The 22,558-nt window shown below is 64.1% G+C and carries 20 protein-coding genes; 2 read left to right on the forward strand and 18 right to left on the reverse strand.

The features are described 5' to 3' along the window. The first annotated feature begins 46 nt into the window (after nt 1-46). The gene (locus BJA_RS23980) at nt 47-433 is read left to right on the forward strand and encodes a response regulator (protein ID WP_038967233.1); all 387 of its coding nucleotides are present in this window, start codon (nt 47-49) and stop codon (nt 431-433) included. 69 nt (nt 434-502) lie between these two features. Here the strand turns inward: BJA_RS23980 and BJA_RS23985 are convergent, their stop codons facing one another. The 15 genes from BJA_RS23985 to BJA_RS24055 form a co-directional block, all read right to left on the reverse strand. Next, a complete protein-coding gene (locus tag BJA_RS23985; protein ID WP_038967237.1) occupies nt 503-1,474 on the reverse strand; it encodes a tripartite tricarboxylate transporter substrate binding protein BugD in 972 nt (323 codons plus the stop codon). 208 nt (nt 1,475-1,682) lie between these two features. After that, nucleotides 1,683-2,924 (reverse strand): threonine synthase, encoded by a 1,242-nt coding sequence (locus BJA_RS23990; RefSeq protein ID WP_038967232.1) that lies wholly within the window; start codon nt 2,922-2,924, stop codon nt 1,683-1,685. A gap of 229 nt (nt 2,925-3,153) precedes the next feature. Further along, nucleotides 3,154-4,575 carry a dihydrolipoyl dehydrogenase gene (lpdA, locus tag BJA_RS23995; protein ID WP_011087546.1) on the reverse strand — a complete coding sequence of 474 codons (1,422 nt, stop codon included), beginning with the start codon at nt 4,573-4,575 and terminating at the stop codon, nt 3,154-3,156. A 17-nt stretch (nt 4,576-4,592) separates the two neighbouring features. Beyond that, nucleotides 4,593-4,826, reverse strand: coding sequence for a hypothetical protein (locus BJA_RS24000; RefSeq protein WP_028171820.1), 234 nt, complete (start codon nt 4,824-4,826; stop codon nt 4,593-4,595). Nucleotides 4,827-4,834: 8 nt separating this feature from the next. After that, nucleotides 4,835-6,190: a pyruvate dehydrogenase complex dihydrolipoamide acetyltransferase gene (locus BJA_RS24005; protein ID WP_011087547.1), complete on the reverse strand. Its 1,356-nt coding sequence runs from the start codon at nt 6,188-6,190 to the stop codon at nt 4,835-4,837. A gap of 62 nt (nt 6,191-6,252) precedes the next feature. Then, nucleotides 6,253-6,705, reverse strand: coding sequence for a nucleoside deaminase (locus BJA_RS24010; RefSeq protein WP_011087548.1), 453 nt, complete (start codon nt 6,703-6,705; stop codon nt 6,253-6,255). A 2-nt stretch (nt 6,706-6,707) separates the two neighbouring features. Further along, nucleotides 6,708-7,010: a DUF5076 domain-containing protein gene (locus BJA_RS24015; protein ID WP_011087549.1), complete on the reverse strand. Its 303-nt coding sequence runs from the start codon at nt 7,008-7,010 to the stop codon at nt 6,708-6,710. 3 nt (nt 7,011-7,013) lie between these two features. Next, entirely contained in the window at nt 7,014-8,405 is a 1,392-nt protein-coding gene (locus BJA_RS24020) for a pyruvate dehydrogenase complex E1 component subunit beta (RefSeq protein ID WP_011087550.1), read from the reverse strand. A gap of 29 nt (nt 8,406-8,434) precedes the next feature. Beyond that, on the reverse strand, nt 8,435-9,457 hold the full coding sequence (pdhA, locus tag BJA_RS24025; protein ID WP_011087551.1) for a pyruvate dehydrogenase (acetyl-transferring) E1 component subunit alpha: 1,023 nt from the start codon (nt 9,455-9,457) through the stop codon (nt 8,435-8,437). Between the two features lie 226 nt (nt 9,458-9,683). Continuing rightward, nucleotides 9,684-11,201, reverse strand: a complete 1,518-nt coding sequence (adh, locus tag BJA_RS24030) for an aldehyde dehydrogenase (RefSeq protein WP_011087552.1) — start codon at nt 11,199-11,201, stop codon at nt 9,684-9,686. Nucleotides 11,202-11,481: 280 nt separating this feature from the next. Next, nucleotides 11,482-12,441 (reverse strand): helix-turn-helix domain-containing protein, encoded by a 960-nt coding sequence (locus BJA_RS24035; protein WP_038967230.1) that lies wholly within the window; start codon nt 12,439-12,441, stop codon nt 11,482-11,484. A gap of 208 nt (nt 12,442-12,649) precedes the next feature. Continuing rightward, nucleotides 12,650-12,967 (reverse strand): FtsB family cell division protein, encoded by a 318-nt coding sequence (locus tag BJA_RS24040; RefSeq protein WP_011087554.1) that lies wholly within the window; start codon nt 12,965-12,967, stop codon nt 12,650-12,652. A gap of 145 nt (nt 12,968-13,112) precedes the next feature. Next, nucleotides 13,113-13,664, reverse strand: a complete 552-nt coding sequence (locus tag BJA_RS24045; RefSeq protein ID WP_011087555.1) for an NADPH-dependent FMN reductase — start codon at nt 13,662-13,664, stop codon at nt 13,113-13,115. Between the two features lie 172 nt (nt 13,665-13,836). After that, nucleotides 13,837-14,835, reverse strand: coding sequence for an MBL fold metallo-hydrolase (locus BJA_RS24050; RefSeq protein ID WP_011087556.1), 999 nt, complete (start codon nt 14,833-14,835; stop codon nt 13,837-13,839). Nucleotides 14,836-14,944: 109 nt separating this feature from the next. After that, complete coding sequence (locus BJA_RS24055) at nt 14,945-16,012, reverse strand: AraC family transcriptional regulator (protein WP_370162615.1); 1,068 nt, start codon at nt 16,010-16,012, stop codon at nt 14,945-14,947. A 9-nt stretch (nt 16,013-16,021) separates the two neighbouring features. Between BJA_RS24055 and BJA_RS24060 the strand changes: the two genes are divergently transcribed. Next, nucleotides 16,022-16,759 (forward strand): SDR family oxidoreductase, encoded by a 738-nt coding sequence (locus tag BJA_RS24060; protein WP_011087558.1) that lies wholly within the window; start codon nt 16,022-16,024, stop codon nt 16,757-16,759. Nucleotides 16,760-16,788: 29 nt separating this feature from the next. Here BJA_RS24060 and BJA_RS24065 read toward each other — a convergent pair whose 3' ends face one another. From BJA_RS24065 to BJA_RS24075, 3 genes are all read right to left on the reverse strand, one after another. After that, entirely contained in the window at nt 16,789-17,925 is a 1,137-nt protein-coding gene (locus BJA_RS24065) for a zinc-binding dehydrogenase (protein WP_011087559.1), read from the reverse strand. A 154-nt stretch (nt 17,926-18,079) separates the two neighbouring features. After that, entirely contained in the window at nt 18,080-18,835 is a 756-nt protein-coding gene (locus BJA_RS24070; RefSeq protein ID WP_011087560.1) for a hypothetical protein, read from the reverse strand. Between the two features lie 90 nt (nt 18,836-18,925). Further along, complete coding sequence (locus BJA_RS24075) at nt 18,926-22,366, reverse strand: hypothetical protein (protein ID WP_011087561.1); 3,441 nt, start codon at nt 22,364-22,366, stop codon at nt 18,926-18,928. Nucleotides 22,367-22,558 lie beyond the last annotated feature (192 nt).

Genomic DNA, 22,558 nt, shown 5'->3' on the forward strand with positions numbered 1-22,558 from the left:
AGCGGCTGAACCGTGCCCGGCGGCTCCCCGTTCAGGAGCGATCATATTGTCAGTGCCCTCGATCATTTCCGTCATTGATGATGATCCCTCCGTTCGCCTTGCGACGAACAACCTCCTGACGTCGCGCGGATACACGGTCTACACCTTTGGTTCCGCTCACGAATTTCTTCAATCCGCCGAACTGGACACGACCTCCTGCGTAATCGCCGACGTGCAGATGTTGGCCATGAGCGGTGTCGAGCTGTTGACGCATATGCGCAGCCTCGGGCGCATCACGCCCTTCATCTTCATGACGGCTTTTCCCGACGAGGCCGTGCGCGACCGCGCGCTGAAGGCCGGCGCGACCTGCTTTCTCGCGAAGCCGTTTTCCACGCCGAAGCTGCTTCAATGTCTGGAGGCGGCCCTCACGGGGGCGGATGAAGCCAAGTTGTAACGCGGCCGCGCCTGCCCCTCAGGCCGCGGCTACTCGTCGTCGTGGCGACATACGAAGCGGCAAGGTGCTCTAATCCACCTTGATATTCGCCGCCTTGATGATTGGCCACCATTTTGCGATCTCCGCCTTCTGGCGGGTGCCGAGGGCTTCAGGGGTGAGCTGATCCTGCGGCGTCATCTCCAGGCCCTGGCTTTCGAGCTGCTTCTTCACGGCGGGATCGTTCAGGGCCTCCACGGCGGCGGCGTTGAGCTTGGTCACGATCTCCTTCGGCGTGCCCTTCGGCACCCACATCCCCGACCACAGCGTCATGTGGAAGCCTTTCAGGCCCGCCTCCTCCGCGGTCGGGATGTCCGGCGCCGAGGACAGGCGCTTGTCGTCGGTGACGGCGTAGGCACGGATGGTGCCGGCGCGGACCTGGTTGATGGAGTTGGAGGTCTGGTCGACGATGACGTCGATCTGGCCCGCGATGAGATCGTTCAGCGCGGGCGCAGTGCCGCGATACGGCACGTATTGCAGCTTGATGCCGCTGACACTCTCGAAATAGACCCCGGCGATGTGGCTGCCGGAGCCCGCACCGGCCGTGCCGGCGGTTGCCGCCGACGGCCGCGACTTGAGCCAGTCCAAAAGCTCTTTCAGCGACGTCGCCGGGACCGCGTTCTTGCTGACGACGATCATCGGGTTGCTCGGCAACAGCACCACCGGTTCGAGATCGGCAACGAGATCGTAGTTGAGCTTGTAGACCGCGCCGTTGGCCACATGGGTGCCGAGATGGCCAAACGAGATGGTGTAGCCGTCTGCCGGCGAATGCACGGCGCGACCGACGCCGATCGAACCGCCGGCGCCGGTGACGTTCTCGATCACCAGGGGCTGGCCGAGCGTCGTCCGCATCCGTTCGGCGAGCACGCGCGCCATCGCATCCGACGGGCCGCCGGCCGCGAAGGGAACGATGATGGTGATAGGATGCGAGGGATAGTCGTCGGCGCGCGCAGCGCCGGTGAGAGCGAGAATGCCGATCAGCCCGGCCCAGACGGCCTTCGTCATTGTGTTCTCCCCAGCAATGTCATTGTTGTTTTTCTTTACCTCGCCCCGCTTGCGGGGATAGGTCGAATTGCGAAGCAAATGGGTCAGCGGGAGCCTCCGCGAGCCCATCTGCCACCGTGTTCGCGCGGAAGCAGGCCTCTCACCCCAACCCTCCCAGCGCGAGCGAAGCTCGTCGCGCCCCCGTAAGAACGGGGAGAGGGAGAGATTTCTAGAACTGCGAGAAATCGATCGGCTTATGACGATCGAGCGTGCGGGTGACCGGCGGCAGCGGGTATTTCAGGCCGGTCGCGCAGTTGAACAACATCACGCGGTCGGTCTTGCTGACGCGGCCGTCGGCAAGGCTTTCCTTGTAAGCGGCGTAGGTCGCGGCGCCCTCGGGGCACAACAAAAGCCCCTCCTCGCGCGCGACCTCGTTCAGCGCCGCCGAGATCTTGTCGTCGTCGACCGCGATGGCAAAGCCTTTGCTCTCGCGCACCGCGCGCAGGATCAGGAAATCGCCGATCGCCTGCGGCACGCGGATGCCGGACGCGATTGTGTGGGCGTCCTCCCAGCGCGTCGCATGCTCGGTGCCGGCATCGAAGGCGCGCACCATCGGCGCGCACCCGGAGGCTTGCACCGCGACCATGCGCGGGCGCTTCGAACCGATGAAGCCGATCTTCTCGAGCTCGTCAAAGGCCTTCCACATGCCGATCAGGCCAGTGCCGCCGCCAGTCGGATAGAAGATCACGTCGGGCACGTCCCAGCCGAGCTGTTCGGCGAGCTCGAGGCCCATCGTCTTCTTGCCTTCGATACGGTACGGCTCCTTCAAGGTGGAGGTGTCGAACCAGCCGACCTTCGCGTTGCCCTCGCCGACGATCTTGCCGCAATCGTCGATATAGCCGTTGACGCGGTAGACGGTCGCGCCCTGCAGCTCGATCTCGCTGACGTTCACCTCGGGCGTATCGGCCGGGCAGAAGATCGTGGTCTTGATGCCGCAGGACGTCGCGTAAGCCGCGAGCGCCGCACCGGCATTGCCGTTGGTCGGCATCGCCATGTGCTTGATGCCGAGCGCCTTGCCCATCGACACCGCCATCACGAGGCCACGCGCCTTGAACGAGCCGGTCGGCAGGCGCCCCTCGTCCTTCACGATGATCTCGCCGCCGCCGAGCTTTTTCCCGAGCTTCGGCAGCCGGATCAGCGGCGTCGTGACTTCGCCGAGCGAGACGATGTCCTTGCATTTGCGCACCGGCAGCAGCTCGCGGTAGCGCCACATGTCGGCGGGGCGTTCCTTGAGCGCATCCTTGGTCAGCGCCTTCCTCACGCCGGCGAGGTCGTAGCGCACCAAGAGCGGCTTGCCGGCCTTGGAGAGATTGTGGACCTGGTCGGCGGCATAATGATCGCCTTCCATCGCGCATTCGAGATGGGTGACAAAGGTCGGGCGTTCGATGGTGAGGTTGTCGTTGTCGTGCATGGGTTGGCCCTCTTCTTGTTCTGTTCCGTTCATTACGTGATCCGTCACCTTGAGGCGCGAGCCATGCGGCGCATCGCGCCGTATGGTGAGCCTCGAAGGGCGACGAGACCGGCTGCATCTCGGCCGCTCATCCTTCGAGGCTCGGCCAACGGTGCTCCGCACCGCCGACCTCACACCTCAGGATGACGGGACTGCTCAGAGCGCCCCCGACGCCGCAGTCCCCCTTCCCTCAAATATTCAACACTCGCCCATAAGCATCCAGCACGGCTTCCTTCATCATCTCCGACAGCGTCGGATGCGGGAACACGGTGTGCATCAGCTCTTCTTCCGTCGTCTCCAGATTCATGGCGACGACATAGCCCTGGATCAGCTCGGTGACCTCCGCGCCGACCATGTGGGCGCCGAGGAGCTGACCGGTCTTCTTGTCGAAGATCACCTTGACCAGGCCCTGGTCCTCGCCCAGCGCAATCGCCTTGCCGTTGCCGACGAAGGGGAAGCGGCCGACGCGGATCTCGCGGCCGTTCTCCTTGGCCTTGGCTTCGGTGAGGCCGACCGAGGCGACCTGCGGCTGGCAATAGGTGCAGCCCGGGATCAGGTTCTTGTCCATGGGATGCGGATGCAGGCCCTTGATCGCCTCGACGCAGATCACGCCTTCATGCTCGGCCTTGTGCGCCAGCATCGGGGGGCCCGCGACGTCGCCAATGGCGTAGATGCCGGGGACGTTGGTCTTGCCGTAACCGTCGATCACGATGCAGCCGCGATCGGTTTTGACACCGAGCTTTTCGAGGCCGAGGCTCTCGATGTTGCCAACGACGCCGACCGCCGAGATCACGCGCTCGAACTCGGTGGTCACAGGCTTGCCCTTGCCGTCGTCGATGGTGGCGACGACGCTGTCGGCCTTCTTCTCGAGCTTCGTCACCTTGGTCGAGGACAGGATCTTGATGCCCTGCTTTTCGAAACGCTTGCGCGCAAGGCCGGCGATCTCGGCGTCCTCGACCGGCAGGATCTGCGGCAGCACCTCGACCACGGTGACGTCAGAGCCCATGGTGTGGAAGAACGAGGCGAATTCGATGCCGATCGCGCCGGAGCCGACGACCAGCAGCGACTTCGGCATCCGCTCCGGCACCATCGCCTCGAAATAGGTCCAGATCAGCTTCTTGTCGGGCTCGAGCCCCGGCAGCACGCGCGGCCGCGCGCCGGTCGCGACGATGATGTGCTTGGCCTGGTAGGTCCCCTCGCCCAGCGCGCCCTTCGGCGCTTCGACGTCGGACTTCTTCACGGTGACCTTGCCGGGCGCGTCGATCGAGGCAGCGCCCCAGATTACGGTCACCTTGTTCTTCTTCATCAGGAAGCCGACGCCGTCATTCAGCCGCTTCGAGACGCCACGCGAACGCTGCACCACAGCCTTCGGGTCGAACGAGACCTTCTCGGCCGACAGGCCGTAATCCTTGGCGTGCTGCATGTAGTGATAGATCTCGGCGGAGCGCAGCAGCGCCTTGGTCGGGATGCAGCCCCAGTTCAGGCAGATGCCGCCGAGGTAGGACTTTTCGACGATCGCGACCTTGAAGCCGAGCTGGGCGGCGCGGATCGCGGTGACATAGCCGCCGGGACCGGAGCCGATGATGATGATGTCGAAGGATGTATCGGCCATGGCGGCTCCCGTTCAACTCAAGCGGTCGTTGCGCCGCGGGCGCGGCGATTGAGGATGTAAGTTCTGATCAGCCATTCCGCGAGGATGACCGCCGCCATGACGGCGATGATCACCAGCGCAATGGGTCTCCAGATGTCGCGCGACAGTCTCTCTCCGGCAAAGAAGGCAGATTCAATGATGTCGCGGCCGATCGGGCTGAGCGTCAACACCAGCGAGATCACCATTGAGATCCAGGGCCAGCGCGTCCGCATGCGCCATCTCAGACCATCATCATGACCGGATTTTCGATGAGCTGCTTGAACGCGCCGATCAGCTCGGCGCCGAGCGCGCCGTCGATGGCGCGGTGATCGCACGACAAGGTCACGCTCATCATGTGCGCGATCTCGATCTTGCCATTCCGCACCACGGGCCGTTCTTCGCTGGTGCCGACCGCGAGGATGGTGGCATGCGGCGGGTTGATCACGGCGGTGAAGTGGCTGATGCCGTACATGCCGAGGTTGGACACGGCGGTGGTGCCGCCCTGGTATTCCTCGGGCTTGAGCTTGCGCGAGCGGGCGCGCGCGGCAAAGTCCTTCATCTCGTTGGAGATGGTGGAGAGCGTCTTGGTCTCCGCTTTCCGGATGATCGGCGTGATCAGGCCACCGGGCATCGCCACGGCAACGCCGACGTCGGAATGGTGATGCTTGACCATGCCGCTTTCGGTCCAGCTCACATTGCAGTTCGGGATCTTCTGGAGCGCGACCGCCATCGCCTTGATGACGAAGTCGTTGACCGAGATCTTGTAGAGCGGCTTCTTCTCCTTGTCCTTGGGAGCCGCCGCATTGATCTCCTCGCGCGCGGCGAGCAGCTTGCCGATGTCGCAGTCGATGGTGAGGTAGAAATGCGGGACGTTCTGGATCGACGCAGTCAGGCGCTGCGCGATCGTGCGGCGCATGCCGTCGTGCGGGACGATGTCGTAGGAGCCGGGCTCGAACAGCGACAGGATCTGCTTGTCCGACATGGTCGGCGCGATCGAGGGCGCGGATGACGGCGCCGCGGCGGGCGCCTTGAGGCCCTTGCCGGACTTGGCCTGCTCGACGTCGCGGGCGACGACGCGGCCGTGCGGGCCGGTGCCTGTCACCATCGACACGTCGATGCCGGCGTCCTTGGCCAGACGTCGCGCCAGCGGCGATGAGAACACGCGGCCGCCATGGCCGTTGCTCTGAGCAGCCGGTGCGGCAGCCTGCGGCGCGGGTGCGGCGGCGGGCGGCGGTGCAGCCTTGGGCGCAGCAGGTGCTGTCGCGGGAGCTGGCGCAGCAGCGGGAGCATCCGTGGCTTTCGGCGGCGCGGCGGAGGCGCTGGGCTTGGCGGCACCAGCGGCCTTCACATCCTCGCCCTCACCGGCCAGCACGGCGATGACGTCGTTGACCGGGACGTCCTGCGTGCCTTCGGGCACCAGGATCTTGGCGATCGTGCCCTCGTCGATGGCCTCGACCTCCATGGTCGCCTTGTCGGTCTCGATCTCGGCGATGACATCGCCGGATTTGACCTTGTCGCCTTCCTTCTTCAGCCACTTGGCGAGGTTGCCCTTCTCCATCGTCGGCGAGAGAGCGGGCATCAGGATGTTGATGGGCATGCTGACCTCAAGAAGAACTTTGCAAAACGTCGTCTCCGACAGCGAAGACGAACAGACCAGGTTTAGTTGCCGATGTCGCCCTGCCAGAGGCGCTCATTGGCAGGGATGGAACGCCAATTCTTCATCATGGTGATGGAGCGGTCGTCGGCAAGGTCGATCCAGGGGATGCCGAACTTGTCGAGGATGTCCTTGGAGCCCGGAAAGGTGACGGATTCCCCGATCACCACCAGCTTCACCTTGAACAATGCGAGCGCGCCGGCACACATCGAGCATGGCGACAGCGTGGTGTACATGATGGTGTCGTGGAATGTGATCGCGCCGGCCTCGCGCAGGCAGCTCATCTCGCCGTGCAGGATCACGTTGTTCTCCTGCACGCGGTTGTTGTGACCGCGGGCGATGATCTGGTTGTCGCGCGTCAGCACGGCGCCGATCGGCAGGCCGCCCTGCGCGATCGAGGCCTCCGCTTCGCGGATCGCCTCCAGCATGAAATCGAAGTGATAGGATTCGATCGCCACTGTCAGTGCCCCTTCCCGCGCGGCGTCGTGGTGCCGGTGTCCGTGGGACGCTCGATCTCGGCCTGGAACATCTCGAGGATCCGGCTCAACGCGTCCTCCTCGGTATATTCGCTCTCGCGCGCATAGGCGCGCGCGGCGTGACGGGCAAGATCGACGAGCAAGAGGCCCCACATGTCGGGTTCCTCGAAGGCGCGCTGGAACGCCATCGACAGCCCGCCGTCCAGCACGAACACGCGCAGGATCTCGACCGCGTCCTCGCGGGTCACGACGTCGGGTGGCAGTGGCTGCTCCTTCGGGCCCGCCATGGTCTACCTGTAGCAGACGGCTTTGGCGGCCTCGACGACTTCCGCCGCCGACGGCAGCGCGAGCTTCTCCAGATTCGCGGCATAGGGCATCGGCACGTCCTTGCCGGAGACGCGCGCAACAGGCGCGTCCAGATAGTCGAAGGCGTTCTCCATGATCCGTGCGGCGATCTCGGCGCCGACGCCGCTCTGGGCCCAGCCCTCTTCCACCGTGACGGCGCGCCCCGTCTTCTTGACCGAGTTGACGATGGTCTCGGTGTCCATCGGGCGCAGCGTGCGCAGGTCGATCACCTCGGCCTCGATGCCGTCCTTGGCGAGCTCGTCGGCGGCCTTGAGCGCATAGGTCATGCCGTTCGACCAGGAGATGATTGTGACGTGGCTTCCGGAGCGCACGATGCGCGCCTTGCCGATCGGGATCACGAAGTCGTCGAGCTTTGGCACTTCGCCGGTGTGGCCGTAGAGCACCTCGTTCTCGAGGAAGATCACCGGATTGGGATCGCGGATCGCGGCCTTGAGCAGGCCCTTGTAATCCGCAGCCGAGAACGGCGCGACGACCTTGAGACCCGGAACGTTCGAATACCAGGATGAATAGTCCTGGCTGTGCTGCGCGGCGACGCGCGCGGCGGCGCCGTTCGGGCCGCGGAACACGATCGAGCACCCCATCTGGCCGCCGGACATATAGAGCGTCTTGGCAGCGGAGTTGATGATCTGGTCGATCGCCTGCATCGCGAAGTTGAAGGTCATGAACTCGACGACCGGCTTCAGCCCGGTCATCGCGGCGCCGACGCCGATGCCGGCAAAGCCGTGCTCGGTGATCGGCGTGTCGATCACGCGCTTGGCGCCGAATTCCTGGAGCAGGCCCTGGGTGACCTTGTAGGCGCCCTGATACTCGGCAACCTCTTCGCCCATCACGAAGACGTCGGCGTCGCGGCGCATCTCTTCGGCCATGGCATCGCGCAGCGCTTCGCGGATGGTCTGCGTCACCATCTCGGTGCCCGCGGGCACTTCCGGATCGGGCTCGGCGGCGGCTTGCGGTGCGGACGGCGCAGCCCTGGGCGCGGGTGCCTCGGCCTTTGCGGCGGCAGGGGCTGCGGATTCGGCGGCCTTCGGCTGCGGGGCCGGCGCGGGCGCCTTTGCGAGATCAGCGGCGCTCTCACCGTCGGCAAGAATCGTCGCGATCGGCGTGTTGACGGCGACGTCGGCGGTGCCTTCGGGGATCAGGATCTTGCCGAGCGTGCCCTCGTCGGTCGCCTCGACCTCCATGGTCGCCTTGTCGGTCTCGATCTCGGCGATGACATCGCCGGACTTGATGGCCTCACCCTCTTTTTTCAGCCATTTGGCGAGGTTGCCCTTTTCCATCGTGGGCGACAACGCGGGCATCAGCACTTGAATTGGCATATCGGCTCCAAAAGAAAGCTTGCGCGCGTTCAGCGGTAAACGTCGGTCCAGAGCTCGGCGGCATCCGGCTCGGGATCATGCTGGGCAAAGTCGGCAGACGCGTTGACGATATCGCGCACCTCGGCGTCGATCGCCTTGAGATCGGCCTCGCTGACCTTGGCGGTCAACAGGCGGTTGCGCACCTGCTCGATCGGGTCCTGATCGTGGCGGACCTTCTCGACCTCCTCGCGCGTGCGGTATTTTGCAGGGTCGGACATCGAGTGGCCGCGATAGCGGTAGGTCTGCATTTCCAGGATCATCGGCCCCTTGCCGGCGCGGCACCAGGCGGCGGCCTCGTCGCCCGCAGCCTTCACCGCACGGACGTCCATGCCGTCGACTTGCAGGCCGGGGATGTTGAAGGACGCGCCGCGCTTGGAGAAGTCCTGCTGCGCGGAAGCGCGCGAGACCGCGGTGCCCATGGCGTAGCGGTTGTTCTCGATGACATAGATCACCGGCAGCTTCCAGAGCTCCGCCATGTTGAAGCTCTCATAGACCTGGCCCTGGTTGGCCGCGCCGTCGCCGAAATAGGTGACGCTGACATTGCCGTTGCCGCGATAGTTGTTGGCGAAGGCCAGACCCGTGCCGAGCGAGACCTGGGCACCGACAATGCCGTGGCCGCCGTAAAAGTGCTTCTCCTTGCTGAACATGTGCATGGAGCCGCCCTTGCCCTTGGAATAGCCGCCGCGGCGTCCCGTGAGCTCGGCCATGACGCCGTTGGCGTCCATGCCGGTCGCGAGCATGTGACCGTGGTCGCGATAGCCGGTGATGACCTGATCGCCCTCCTTGAGAGCCATCTGCATGCCGACCACCACGGCCTCCTGGCCGATATAGAGGTGGCAGAAGCCGCCGATCGCGCCCATGCCGTAGAGCTGGCCGGCCTTTTCCTCGAACCTGCGGATCAGGAGCATGTCGCGGAGCGCCTTGAGCTCCTGCTCCCTGGTGAATTCCGGGGGCGAACCGCCGTTGGTCTTGTCCTGTGGAGCGCTTGCGGCGGCTTTCTTGGGTGCGGCCATGGGAATTCCGGGTCAGAGAAAACTTTCGTCCTCTCTAACCCAAGTCAAACACCCTTGGAAAGCACCGCGGCGGCATGACACGACATTCATTATGCCGCACTGCAACGTGATCGAAATATTGGAAAATCTTTGGCGCTGATCAGGCAACAAATCTAACGCCGTGCGGGCCAGGTCCCGTTTACCGGAACGAGCGGCGCCAGAACGGCGCCGCCCGCTCCTGTTCCGATCAGAAGAAGCCGAGCTTCTTCGGGCTGTAGCTGACCAGGAGATTCTTGGTCTGCTGGTAGTGATCGAGCATCATCTTGTGGGTCTCGCGGCCGACGCCCGACTGCTTGTAGCCGCCGAACGCCGCATGCGCGGGATAGGCATGGTAGCAATTGGTCCAGACCCGGCCGGCCTGGATCGCCCGGCCGAAGCGGTAGCAGCGGTTGGCATCGCGGCTCCAGACACCGGCGCCGAGACCGTAGAGCGTGTCGTTGGCGATCGCGAGCGCTTCGTCGTCGGTCTTGAAGGTCGTGACCGAGACGACGGGACCAAAGATCTCCTCCTGGAAGATTCGCATCTTGTTATGGCCCTCGAACACGGTCGGCTGGACGTAGAAGCCGCCGGAAAGATCGCCGCCGAGCTCGGCACGACCGCCGCCGGCCAGCACCTTGGCGCCCTCCTGCTTGCCGATGTCGATATAGGAGAGGATCTTGGCGAGCTGCTCACCCGAGGCCTGTGCACCGATCATGGTGTCGGCCGCACGCGGGTCGCCCTGCTTGATCGCGGCGACGCGCTTCAGCGCCCGCTCCATGAAGCGGTCATAGATGTCGGCGTGCACCAGCGCCCGGCTCGGACAGGTGCAGACCTCGCCCTGGTTCAGCGCGAACATGACGAAGCCTTCGATCGCCTTGTCGAAGAAGTCATCGTCCTCGGCGGTGACGTCCTTGAAGAAGATGTTCGGCGACTTGCCGCCGAGCTCCAGCGTGACCGGGATCAGGTTCTGGCTGGCATATTGCATGATCAGCCGGCCCGTCGAGGTCTCGCCGGTGAAGGCGATCTTGGCGATGCGCGGGCTCGAGGCCAGCGGCTTGCCGGCTTCGAGGCCAAAGCCGTTGACGATGTTGAGGACGCCGGGCGGCAGCAGGTCGCCGATGATCTCGGCCCAGACCATGATCGAGGCCGGGGTCTGCTCGGCGGGCTTGAGCACGACGCAATTGCCGGCGGCGAGCGCAGGCGCGAGCTTCCAGCAGGCCATCAGCAGCGGGAAGTTCCAGGGGATGATCTGGCCGACCACACCGAGCGGCTCGTGGAAATGATAGGCGATGGTATCGTGATCGATCTCGCCGATCGAGCCTTCCTGGGCGCGGACGACGCCGGCGAAATAGCGGAAGTGGTCGATGGCGAGCGGGATGTCGGCGGCGCGGGTCTCGCGGATCGGCTTGCCGTTGTCCCAGGTCTCGGCGATCGCGAGGCGCTCGAGATTCTCTTCCATGCGGTCGGCGATCTTGTTCAGGATCGCGGCGCGCTCGGCGACGCTGGTGCTCCCCCAACCGGCCTTGGCGGCATGCGCCGCGTCGAGCGCAGCTTCGACGTCCTGCGCGTCGGAGCGTGCGATCTTGCAGACGATCTGTCCGTTCACCGGCGAGGCATTGTCGAAATATTTGCCCGAGATCGGCGCGACGAACTTGCCGCCGATGAAGTTGTCGTAGCGTTCGGCGAAGGGAACTTTGGTGACGCTGAGGAATTCCACCTTGTTCATTGATCACTCCCGATGTTTGCTGTTTGCGCAATTCGTCGCTGATCGCGACTTGCGCCGACGATGATGCGGGAGGCGATTTCTGTCAGCCCTGATAGGAGCGATGGAGGAGCGGACCTGTCGCAGTTCTGCGACAGGTCCGGGGTGAGGCAGGTGCAAGATCGAGGGCTCGCGGCTTCCACATCGTCACTGCGAGCGCAGCGAAGCAATCCAGAGTCCCTCCGCGGAAAGATTCTGGATTGCTTCGCTGCGCTCGCAATGACGGCTGAAAGGACAGTGGCCCTCAGTGGTTCAGCTCGAACCGCTTGAGCTTCCTGTGCAGGGTTGCGCGGCTGACGCCGAGGGCTTTGGCGGCCGCCGAAACATTGCCGCCCGCGCGGAGCAGCGCCCGCTGCACCACCGCGCGCTGACCGCCGGCGAGGTGGTCGCGCGCCGTATCGCCGCCGAGAAGATCGGCCGCGGGCACTGGCCGCAACGCCCGGCCTGGCGCGAGCCCAAGTCCCACCCGGGCGGAGCGTGTCGCGCCGATCACGAGATCGTCCGCATCGACCGCAACGAGGCCCCCGCACTGTCCGTCCGCAGCCGGCGTCAGCACGATGCGGGCATGGGCGAAAGCCCGGCGGAACAAGTCGGCCTCGATGCGCTTTGCCGCCTCGCCTGCCGCGAGCGCAATCAGATTGGAAAACGCATCGGTCCGGTCGGCGCGGCAGGAGGAGACGTCGAGCACGCCGGCAAACGCCGCCTCGTGGTCGTAGATCGGTACGGCGGTGCAGCTCAACAGCGTGTTGCGCGTGAAGAAGTGCTGGTCGCGGTCGATCGTCAGCGGCCGCTGCTCGACGACGCAGGTGCCGATGCCATTGGTGCCCTCGCGCTCCTCGCTCCAGAGCGCGCCGGTCCACAAACCCCAGGATTGGAAGGTGGTGTCGTCCGCCGGCGTGCCGCGACGATCCACCGGTACCCCCTCGCCGTCGGCCAGCAGCACGCAGCAGCCGGCCGCGCCAACCGCTTGGTAGAGCCGGTCCATCGCGCCTCGTGCAGCGGCGAGCAGCGGTGCGATCCGCTCGCGCGCCTCGCGGAGTTCCGCGTCGGTCAGCCGCTGGGGCAGGCCCCGGCCGGAGGGGTCGAGATGATGCAGTCGGGACGAACGGCGCCAGGAGGCCACGAGCGCGGAGCGAGCCGCCTGGCCTGATGCAATAGCGGCTTCGACACGAGCCGCGTGATGCTGGGGCATTGACCCATTCATCACCGTTTCCTCCGGGTGGCAATCTACGGCGTGCCGGCGCGGCCTGATTGATCTCTGTCAATCCTGGGGAGCAGCGCGCCGCACAAGCCATGCCCCCGCCGGCGCCGCTACGTCAAGGCGGCAAGGCAACTGCGGTCTTGCGACCTTTGCAGGAGGCGGCCGGACCCGGCGCCGGCTTTCGATACCAGTTTCGAAACCCGCGCAGGCGCTAGTTCGGCGGGATCATCCGAACGAGATCGCGCGGATTGACATAGTCGAGCTGGAAACGTGCCCGCTCGTCCAGCATGTCTGGATCGATCCTCGCCGAACGCAGCAGCGAGACTCGCTGCTCGCTCCTGGCGCGCTCGCGCTTGAGCTGGGCCAGCTCGCTCGTCAGCGCGATGATCTCCTGGTCGAGTTCCTGGCGGGCGTTGAGGCCGTATTTGCCGGTATAGGCGTTGACGCCGAAATAGCCGACGATGGCAGCCGCCATCGCATAGAGGGCAAGACCGGTCAGGATCGATTTGAGGCGCGCGCGGGAGACCATCTTGGGAAGATGGGGCAGCTTGGTTAAGGGAGCGCTAATCTTGGCAAACTGTCATTCCGGGGCGATGCGCAGCATCGAACCCGGAATCTCGAGGTTCCGGGTTCGGCTCTTCGAGCCGCCCCCGGAATGACAAGGTTGTTCAGCCTCAGCCGTGATGCTTGGCCACGTGGGCCGTGAAGGCGTCGATATAGGCCTGGAGCACGGTCTTGAGCGCGTCCTTGGCGAGGTTACCCTCGGCATCGAAGGCGTCGCCAACCGCGTTCAGGTAGGTCTCGGGCTGCTGCATGATCGGGCCGGCAATGCCCGGCAGGATGTTCTGGAGCGTCTTGGCCGCGCTGACGCCGCCGAGCGGGCCCGGCGAGTTCGAGATGATGCCGACCGGCTTGCCGTTGAACGAGCTCTTGCCATAGGGGCGCGAGGCGACGTCGATGGCATTCTTGAGGACGCCCGGGATGGCGCGATTGTATTCCGGGGTGACGAACAGGACACCGTCCGATTTCTGGAGCTTTTCGCGGAAGGCCAGCCAGTCCGCGGGCGGCGCGCCCTCGAGGTCCTGGTTGAAAAAGGAGATGCCCGCCGGCGTGATGACCTCGAGCTTGAGAGAGGCCGGCGCGAGCTTGGCGAGCGCATTGGCGATCTTCAGCGAAAAACTGTCCTTGCGCAGGCTGCCGGCGATCACGACGATATTGTAGGCCATGGAGTGTCCTCAGAACTTGAGCGGGAGTGCCGGGCGGCACTTAAGCGATCCGGACCAATGGATGCAAGTGCATGAACCGGTCCGATTTGGAAACATTGAGTTTCTGAAACCGTCGTCCCAAACAATCAGGCCGCCAAGCGGCGGCCCGATCTTTCGCACAAACGTCCACCGATCAGATCGTCGGATTCCAGGCCGACGGGATCAGGCGATATTTGGCGCCGTCCTTCTCGACGTGGCCGACCGAGGGGAAGGTGAAGTGGAAGCCGATCACCGTCGCCTTCTCGGCCGCCGCCATGTCGTAGAATTTGTGGCGCGTCTGCTGCGCCAACGCGGCATCGGTGTCGAACACCACGTGCCAGTCCGGATTGCGCAGGAAGAACTCCGGAATGTTGGTGACATCGGACTGGATCAGCACCTTGGCATCGCCGGATGCAACCGCAAACGAGGTGTGGCCGGGCGTATGGCCGGGCGTCGCGATCGATGTGATGCCGGGCGCGACCTCCTTGCCCCACTCGTACTTGGTGACCTTGGATTCGAGGCCGGCGAAGGTCTTCTTCACGTTGGCGAAGTAGTTCTTCATCATCGCGTTGGACTCTGCCTTGGCGGCGTTGTCCTCGCTGGTCCAGAACTCCCAGTCCTTGCCCGGCACCATGATCTCCGCATTCGGGAACGCGAGCGCGCCGTCGGCGAGGCGAATGCCGTTGGTGTGATCGGGATGCAGATGCGAGAGCAGCACGACGTCGATGCTCTTGGAATCGACGCCGGCGGCCGCGAGGTTTTGCAGGGTGCGGCCGACCGCGCCCTTGCTGGGCTCGAGATTGGCGGCGCCGTTGCCGGCATCGATCAGGACGAGCTTGGAGCCGGTGTTGATGAGCTGCGGATTGAACGGCACCGTGACCATGCCCTTCGGCATGTAGGCCGCCTCGCCGGCCGCGAGCGCCTCGTCCTTGGGCGCGTTGACGACGAACTTGTCCGGCATCGGGAAGGTGCGCGCGCCGTCGTTGATCGAGGTACACTCAAGGCTGCCGACCTTGTAGCGGTAGAAGCCCGGCGCCTGCGTCCCGCTTGGCGGCACTGAGGCACGAGCAGTGATCGGTCCGAGCCCGGTAACGGCAGCCGCGCCCACAGCGGCCGCGCCCGCCAGCAAGTGGCGGCGATTCAGATCAGTCATGGAAGTGTCCCCTTCTTTGCTTGCGGTTGTCCCGCTTTCAATAGCGGCGGAATAATCCCCCGCTTCGCTCAGAAGGCAAGACCTTCCTTCGGTGAGGTGCCGTCGCAGATCACGATAATTTATTTGGGGCGTTGGGGAATTTTTCGCCCGTGGCCTGTCCACGCCAGTACCGCTTCGGTGCACGGCCGTAGACTCGTTTGAAGGCATGTCCGAACGCGCTCTCCGACGAGTATCCCAGCTGTGCGGCGGTTGCCGAAACGGTCGCTCCACGTCGTAGCTGATCGCGTGCAAGCCGCATGCGCCATCGAAGAAGGTAGTCGAGCGGCGCCTGCCCCACCAGCGACTTAAACCGCTTAGAAAACGCGGATCGCGACATGGCGATCGCGTCGGCCAATGCTTCCAGGGTCCAGGGGTGAGCGGCGTTTTCGTGCATCAGCCTGATTGCCTTGCCGATCCTGGCATCGACCAGCGCGTTGATCCATCCCAAACCCTCGCCGGCACTCTGATCCAGCGCCGCGCGGAGCACCTGGACGAGCAGGACGTCGGCAAGCCTGTCGGTGAGTACGGCCGCTCCGATTCCCGTCCCCCTGATTTCAAGGTCGAGAATCCCGAGCGTGGAATGAATGATGGGGGCCGACGGGCTGCGCGACGGTATGAGCAGAAAGCGAGGAAGCGCATCGAGCAGCAATCCGGCGTCCGACGCTTCGAAACCGAAACTGCCGGCAAGCAGAACGGTATCGCTGCCCGCGTGACGCGCGACATCCGACTGCTTCCAATCGAACGCCGCTATGCCGTCTTCGGGAGCAAGGCGTTGGTCGTTGGCCAGAACATAGGCTGGTGCATTGGCCAGAAGAAAGCAGTCGCCGGTGACAAGCCGATGATGGGCTTCGTCACCGAAATCGATCCAGCAATCACCTCGGATGACCGCGCCGAACTTCAGGGCGGATTTGGCCGGGAACCGATACGACCAATTGCCGCCCGCCTCGAACCTCGTGCAACGCGCAGCGCGAACGTTCAGGAGCGAGAAGACCTGAGACAGCGGGTCCGAGGTGTTGCCCGAGGTCTCGTGCCTATCCGGGGGTGTGTCCAAAGCTTGATCCGATCTCGACGATTTTCGAGCACTTCGAGCATAGATCATCCTCGCTTTCGATGCGAAGTTCATCGCAACGAATTGCATGGAACATCTATGACGGGCATCGCAGGCAAAGTCATCGCCATCACGGGCGCCAGCAGCGGAATAGGCGCAGCCGCCGCCCGGCATCTCGCGGAACGTGGCGCCATCGTGGTCCTCGGCGCACGGCGCGCCGACCGGCTGGAGATGCTGGCCGCGAGCATCGCGTCAAAGGGCGGAAAGGCGTCGTACCTCGTCACCGACGTCAGGCAACGCGAGGATGTCGCCGGGCTCGTCGGACTGGCAACGGATCGATACGGGAAGCTGGACGTCCTGATCAACAATGCGGGGATTGCCCCGATTTCGCTCCTGGACGATCTGAGGGTCGACGACTGGGACGACATGATCGACGTGAACGTGAAGGGCGTGCTCTACGGGATCGCCGCGGCCCTGCCCGTGTTCCGTCGTCAGGGCTTCGGCCATTTCGTCAACACCCTGTCGACCGCCGGCCTCAAGATCGTTCCGACAATGGCCGTCTATGCGGGGTCCAAGAATGCCGTCAGGGCGATTTCCGAAGGACTTCGTCAGGAGGTCGGCCCGTCCCTTCGCGTGACGACCATCTCACCCGGTTATGTCGACACCGAACTGCCGTCCTCCATGACGGATTCCGCGTTACGGGAGCAAGGACAGGCAAGCATGAAGGCGATGGCCATTCCGGCGAGCGCAATCGCGGAGGCGATGGCCTTCGCGATAGCGCAGCCGGATAGCGTGGACGTCGGCGAGATCGTTATTCGCCCCACGGCTCAGGCATAAATTCGATCAGGCCTGGACGCCATCGCTCGTCACGACTTATTCGGGTTGATGAGGAATTTTTCGCCGGTGGCCCGTTTGGCGTAGACCGCGATGTTGGCGGGATCGAGCGCCTCGGGAAGCGAGACCACCTTGGTGTAGTGGCTGGCGAAGGTCGTCTTCAATTCGTTCACGACGCGCTGGCGCAGCCGTCCGATGTCGGCCGGACCGATCTTCTGGAGGAACGGGGTCAGCAGCCAACCGCCGACGCCCCAGGCCATGCCGAAGCCGCGCGGCAGTTCGATCGGGCGGATATCGAGCGCGCCGTAGACATAGACCTGCTTGTGCACGCTGGAGCCGTAGCGGCTGTATTCCTTGGCGGTCTTGTTGATCGCGATTTCCATGCAGTTGAGGATGTCGCCGGCAAGCTTGCCGCCGCCGATGGCGTCGAAGGCAATTGTGGCGCCGGTCTCGACCAGCGCGGCCGTGAGATCGTCGAGGAAGCTCGGCACGCTGGAATCGACGACGTATTTGGCACCGATCTTGTTCAGGATCTCCGCCTGCTCCTTGCTGCGCACGATGTTGACGAGCGGAATGCCGTCCTTGATGCAGATCTTGTTCAGCATCTGCCCGAGATTGGAGGCGGCAGCGGTATGCACCAGCGCCTTGTGGCCTTCGCGCCGCATCGTCTCGGTCATGCCGAGCGCGGTGAGCGGATTGACGAACCAGGACGCGCCCTCCGCCGCCGTCGTGCCGTCAGGCAATGGCTGGCAGTCCCTCGCCTTCAGGGTCCGGTATTGCGAGTACATGGCGCCGCCGATCATCGCGACCGTCTTGCCCATCAGCGCCTTCGCGGCATCCGACGAGCCGGTCTTGATGACGACGCCGGCACCTTCATTGCCGACCGGCAGGGATTGGTCGAGCCGCGCGCCCATCGCGCGCATCGCACCGTCAGGCACTTTCGCGGTGATGACGGGCGCCTGCTTTGTGCCAGAGAGCTTCGCCGTGCTCATGTCGGCCGCGCCGACGAGCAGACCGAGATCGGACGGGTTGATCGGCGCCGCCTCGACGCGGACGACCACCTCGTCCTCGGCGGGCTCGGGGGTCGGCACGTCGAGAAGCGAGATTTCCAGCTCGCCGCTCTTCTTGATCAGCGAACGCAGTTGCAGTCCGGTTTCGCCATCGCTCATGTCGATCCTCCCTTGATGCAGGAGCGTCAGCGAGGCCTTGGGCCCTCGACCAACTCATGGCCTCAGGCCCAGGCATTGCAGCGCGACGCGCCCGGATAGGCGGCCTCCTTACCAAGTTCCGGCTCGCCGCGCAGCAACTGATTGAACAGGAAGCCTAGCCGACGGGAACGGCGGATTCGCGCTGCAGGATGTGCGGCTGGCTGCGCGGATGCAGATGCTGAAGTCCGATCGGCATGTCCTGCCCCAGCGGACGGGGGCCGCCGAGATCGACATCCGTCGAATACGCAAATGCATTGGTCGGCGACAGCCCCGATACCTTGAAGCATAGCCGCGCCTCCGGCAGACCGCCGCCGTAATCCTTGGGCGGTGCATATTCAACCGAAAGCCACACGATGTTGAAGCAGGCCGGACTGAGGAGCCCGATCATCCATTCGCCGGTGAAGGCCTCTGGCGTCACGTAGGTCCAGGCGTGCGGGTTGCTGCCAAGGCTCCAAAGTCCGAAGCCGGGCAAAACCGTAGCTCCGTCGGGCCCGCCAGTGACCCTGAGGTAGAGCTGAATCCATTCGGCTCCCAGCGAGAACGTGAAGACATAGGTCTTCCCGGTCATCACGGCATTGCTGCTCATGTCGCTGATGTACAGTGGCTGGTAGATGCCGGCCTGGTAAGTGTAGCCGTAGGTCGTCGGGACCATTCCCTGGGCGCCGAACGCGGTGCCGTTTCCGGACCAGTATTGCTTGCCCGGCTTCCACGGCGGCGGAGGTTCGTTGGGCGGCCCGTAGGCAAGCGCTCCGGCCGTCACCTTCAGTCCGTTCACCGCGCCGCTGCTGATGTACGATGCGTTGTTGTCGAGGTTGAGGCCGACAGTAAGCCTGCCTTTGGTCTGCAAGGTCGGATCCGAGAGTGCGGGCATGAAAATATCCTCTGATGAAACAGCCTGGGTGAAAATCAGTTTGCGAAATTCGAGCAGTATGAGCGTCCCTCCGGACGCGCGGCCCGTGACCTAGGCCGAGCCCATCGAGACGCGCCTTGCAGTCAGCGTCGTCCCTTGCTCCGAATCGATGATCTCCTTGCCGTGGACGATCTTGGCGATTCCGGCGCTGACGTCGCTGACGATATCCACGACGCCGAGGAAAATGCGGGCATCGAGCGGATCAAGCGTGTGCTTGGCGGGCTTTGCGATCGCCGACAATGGTCCGGCGGCGCCGGCAACCCATTCCGACACCCGCGCCGTGCCTGCACTTTCCTTCTCGAAGAGCATCCATGCATTCATCGCCAAGGACAGGATGCCGCCGGCACTCAGTGCGCAAGATCCCGGGAACGAGCCGCGCGGACCATCCTTGAACTTGTGGGCGATGGCCCACAAGAACTTGAACGCGATATTGCCGAACCCGGACAGCCAGGCCGCCGAGGTGGCCTTGTTGACCGGCGTGTCGAACGCAAGCCTTGCGAACGGGCCTCCGGGCCAGGCGAGAAACTGGATCAAGGTCGGGCCGAGAATCACGACGGCCAGCGCTTGCCAGGCAGGGGGGTTGTCGAACAATCCGACATCGAGCCCGACGTCGGCGACGCACCAGACCGTCGCCTGAACGAGGCCGGACAGGATCAGCAGAACGCCGATCTCCTTCTTGCTCGACGCAACGCCCTGCTCGGCTTGTTCGAGCGAGAACGGAGAATCCTCGAAGATGATGCGATAGAGCGTGGTCGCAACGAAAGCGCAGAGCAGCGAGCCGAGGCCGACGACGGTCAGATCCTCCGAAGACCCCGGGTTGATCAGATCGTAGAGCGCCTGAATGACGAAGTTATTGATGGAGGCGCCGAACACTGCGGTGTTGAGCGCGACGAGATCCTTGGCGAAGAAGTTCAAAACGGATTGAACCAGTCCATCGAGGACGCGCAGAACGGCCAGGATCAGGTCTTTCACCTCGCCGAGGATCGTGGCGAGCAGCACCTTGCCGAACTCCGACGTGCTGGTTGCCAGCGCCCGCAAGCGTTTCATGCTTGCCTGGATGAGCTTCGCGATCTCGGTGGCGAATGTCGACTGGACCCGCGAGATGAGAGCCATCGCATCCTGCACCATCGCCGACGGGATATTGATGCCAAGGCTGATGAGGCTGCCGAACGAAACCTTGTCCATCAGCCAGTTGGCGACGCTTGCGCTGTCCTCGATGATTTCGAGAAACGTGCTCACGCCGGACGGCGCATCCATCCCGTCATCCGCATCGATCTTGCCGAGATCCTTCTCGATCCCCGCAAAGGCCTGCTTGACGGTACCTTCCATGGTCTCAAAGAAGCTGTGACTGACCTTGCCGCCGTCGGCGGCAAAGCCTGCGAGCGAAACCAGACCCTGGCTGAATATCCGCTCGAACTTCCGCTTGGTGGCCCAGATGTCCTTGCGCGCATCGCTCAACAGCCAGGCAAAGAAATTGTAGAGCCCGACGAAGAACGTCTTGACCGCGTTGAAGACGGTTTCCACGAAGCGGAACGCGCTTTCCACGGTGTCGACGATGCCGTTCCAGACGATCTTGAGCTTGTCCGCCACCGAGTTGATGGCGAGTTCGAAACCGGAGGCGATCGGCTTGATGACGTAGTCGTACACCGCATCGACCGCGGTCTCGAACGCATTGCCGATCGCCTCGATCGCGTCCTCGAAGAAGTCGAGGAGTCCAAAATCCGGACTGGTGCGCAACGCCGCGATCTCGGCGATGGCGGCGTCCGCCTCCGCATCGGTGAGAGTCTTGAAGACGGCCCGCCCGCCGGCAACGGTGAAGCGAAAGGGTTGCCGGGGCTGCGCGCGCATCGGCAGCGGCAGCCGAAGGTCGTCCCTGGCATTGATGCGCGCCCGCACCAACGCAACCGGCCCGTCATGGATGTTGGCCATCGCTTCCGTGACGGCCAGCCGGATTTGATCGGCATCGCCGGCGAACTCGCTCGGCACGAGCTGCTTGACCTGGGCTGTCGTGATGTTGCGCAGCCGTTCCTGCACATCATAATTGGGCGTCACCGCGAAATCGCCGCCGTCCATCATCAGGTCCGGCAGCCTGGCGCTCAGCCCCACGGCATTCAGCGACCGCGTCTCCGTCGTGACCCGCAGGCGGCCGGACGCATCGGTCGTGAACGTCAGGGCCCGCGCCGGACCAAGGGTCACGACCTGCCCGGCGATCGAGGCGCTCATGATCTCGGTCGATTTCAGCGCGACCTTGGCGTTGGAAAGGGTCACGCCATTCGCGTCATAGAAAGTCAGCGTCGTCGAATAGGTCTTCTGCTCGACGAGCTTGCGGGTCAGCGGCGGATACTGAATCGGCTCCTGATTCCAGCCGCCCTTGCTGCCGTCAGGCGAAGCCGGATCGTCCGGCGGACTCTGCCACATCCGCATCAGGCCCTTTGTGGGCACGTAACCAACCAGCTCCGCATCGCCCTCCGTCCCCCGCGCAGTCAGGATGTTCCTCAGGCGAAGGAAGAAGTCGAATTTGGTGTCCGACGGCGGCGTCGCGATGAATTGCAGCGAGCCGCTGTCATCGAGCGCAAACAGCGCCAATGGATTGGCGCCGGCGCTCGCAACCGCCAGAGCGGTCGCCTTGATCGTGGAATCCACGACCACGAAGCCGGCGTCCGGATTGCCACCGTCGAGATACTGGATCTGCGGCCGATCGGTCATGTCACCGGGATCGGCAATGAACACCGCCGAATTGTTGTCCGCCTGCGAACCAACGGCCAGCGAGCGGAATACGATGTTCGCCGCCAGCAATGTTGCGGTTGCCGTGAAGGGAGCCGCCACGGTGAACAGATCCAGCGCGACGGGCGTCGCCTCGGCGGTGTTCGCGAACAAGAGACAATCGATGTCCTCGACGGTGCAGCTCTCGATGATGGTCTGGTCGGTATCGGCGATGTACTGCCAGCTCGGAGCGGCCGAATCCCAGCCGATGCGCCACAGGCTGGACTGGCCGTTGGACCCCGGCGAGGGGCTGAGCAACGCGAACAGCTCGAGCTTGCCCGCGATTGCAAAGGCCGCAAGCTTGCTGGCCTGCATGAACACAGGCACCGAGCCGTCCGGTGCGATCGGCTGCGGCGCGCTCCAGCTTCCCCCGCTCTGGCGCGTCATGACATAAACATCGGGCGCCGCCGCATTCGAGCCGACGGCAAAGACCGTGAACCTGCCGCTGGCATCGATGCCGCCGACAACCTGGCTCGGCTGAAGGGTGGCATCGACCACCTCCTCGCTCCAGCCCGTATCGCTGTCAGGGTCCCGGCGCAGCGACATGATGTTGCCGGTCGCTCCGAGGTAAAGCAGGCTGTAACTGCCGTCGGCCTGTTGTATCGCCGTCAGATCCGTCTCGCCGGTCAGATCGGTGGCGTAGACGTAGTCGTCCATCAATTGACCGCTGGCCTGAACGGTAACGGTTCCATCCGTGCTGACGGCTCGGGTTGCTCGCAATCTGGTCATTTTGGCGCTCCGCGTTGGGCGAGGCAAAGCACCGGCGCTTCCGCGCCTGACGCGCGCGGAACGTCAAATTGCTAGAAAATGAAATAAAGAAAGAGCCTCACCTTTAAGGTGTATGAGCACATCACGACAACCATCCGGCGTCAACGCGCATGCGACTGAGCGTCGATCAAGCTAACGTGACGCCGGAGAATT

Source organism: Bradyrhizobium diazoefficiens USDA 110, assembly GCF_000011365.1.
GTDB lineage: Bacteria > Pseudomonadota > Alphaproteobacteria > Rhizobiales > Xanthobacteraceae > Bradyrhizobium > Bradyrhizobium diazoefficiens.

Coding starts and splice junctions, on each gene's coding strand:
- BJA_RS23985 (WP_038967237.1), bottom strand. CDS start 1,474: ATGACGAAGGCCGTCTGGGCCGGGCTGATCGGCATTCTCGCTCTCACC.
- BJA_RS23990 (WP_038967232.1), bottom strand. CDS start 2,924: ATGCACGACAACGACAACCTCACCATCGAACGCCCGACCTTTGTCACC.
- lpdA (WP_011087546.1), bottom strand. CDS start 4,575: ATGGCCGATACATCCTTCGACATCATCATCATCGGCTCCGGTCCCGGC.
- BJA_RS24000 (WP_028171820.1), bottom strand. CDS start 4,826: ATGCGGACGCGCTGGCCCTGGATCTCAATGGTGATCTCGCTGGTGTTG.
- BJA_RS24005 (WP_011087547.1), bottom strand. CDS start 6,190: ATGCCCATCAACATCCTGATGCCCGCTCTCTCGCCGACGATGGAGAAG.
- BJA_RS24015 (WP_011087549.1), bottom strand. CDS start 7,010: ATGGCGGGCCCGAAGGAGCAGCCACTGCCACCCGACGTCGTGACCCGC.
- BJA_RS24020 (WP_011087550.1), bottom strand. CDS start 8,405: ATGCCAATTCAAGTGCTGATGCCCGCGTTGTCGCCCACGATGGAAAAG.
- pdhA (WP_011087551.1), bottom strand. CDS start 9,457: ATGGCCGCACCCAAGAAAGCCGCCGCAAGCGCTCCACAGGACAAGACC.
- adh (WP_011087552.1), bottom strand. CDS start 11,201: ATGAACAAGGTGGAATTCCTCAGCGTCACCAAAGTTCCCTTCGCCGAA.
- BJA_RS24035 (WP_038967230.1), bottom strand. CDS start 12,441: ATGAATGGGTCAATGCCCCAGCATCACGCGGCTCGTGTCGAAGCCGCT.
- BJA_RS24040 (WP_011087554.1), bottom strand. CDS start 12,967: ATGGTCTCCCGCGCGCGCCTCAAATCGATCCTGACCGGTCTTGCCCTC.
- BJA_RS24045 (WP_011087555.1), bottom strand. CDS start 13,664: ATGGCCTACAATATCGTCGTGATCGCCGGCAGCCTGCGCAAGGACAGT.
- BJA_RS24050 (WP_011087556.1), bottom strand. CDS start 14,835: ATGACTGATCTGAATCGCCGCCACTTGCTGGCGGGCGCGGCCGCTGTG.
- BJA_RS24055 (WP_370162615.1), bottom strand. CDS start 16,012: ATGCAATTCGTTGCGATGAACTTCGCATCGAAAGCGAGGATGATCTAT.
- BJA_RS24060 (WP_011087558.1), top strand. CDS start 16,022: ATGACGGGCATCGCAGGCAAAGTCATCGCCATCACGGGCGCCAGCAGC.
- BJA_RS24065 (WP_011087559.1), bottom strand. CDS start 17,925: ATGAGCGATGGCGAAACCGGACTGCAACTGCGTTCGCTGATCAAGAAG.
- BJA_RS24070 (WP_011087560.1), bottom strand. CDS start 18,835: ATGCCCGCACTCTCGGATCCGACCTTGCAGACCAAAGGCAGGCTTACT.
- BJA_RS24075 (WP_011087561.1), bottom strand. CDS start 22,366: ATGACCAGATTGCGAGCAACCCGAGCCGTCAGCACGGATGGAACCGTT.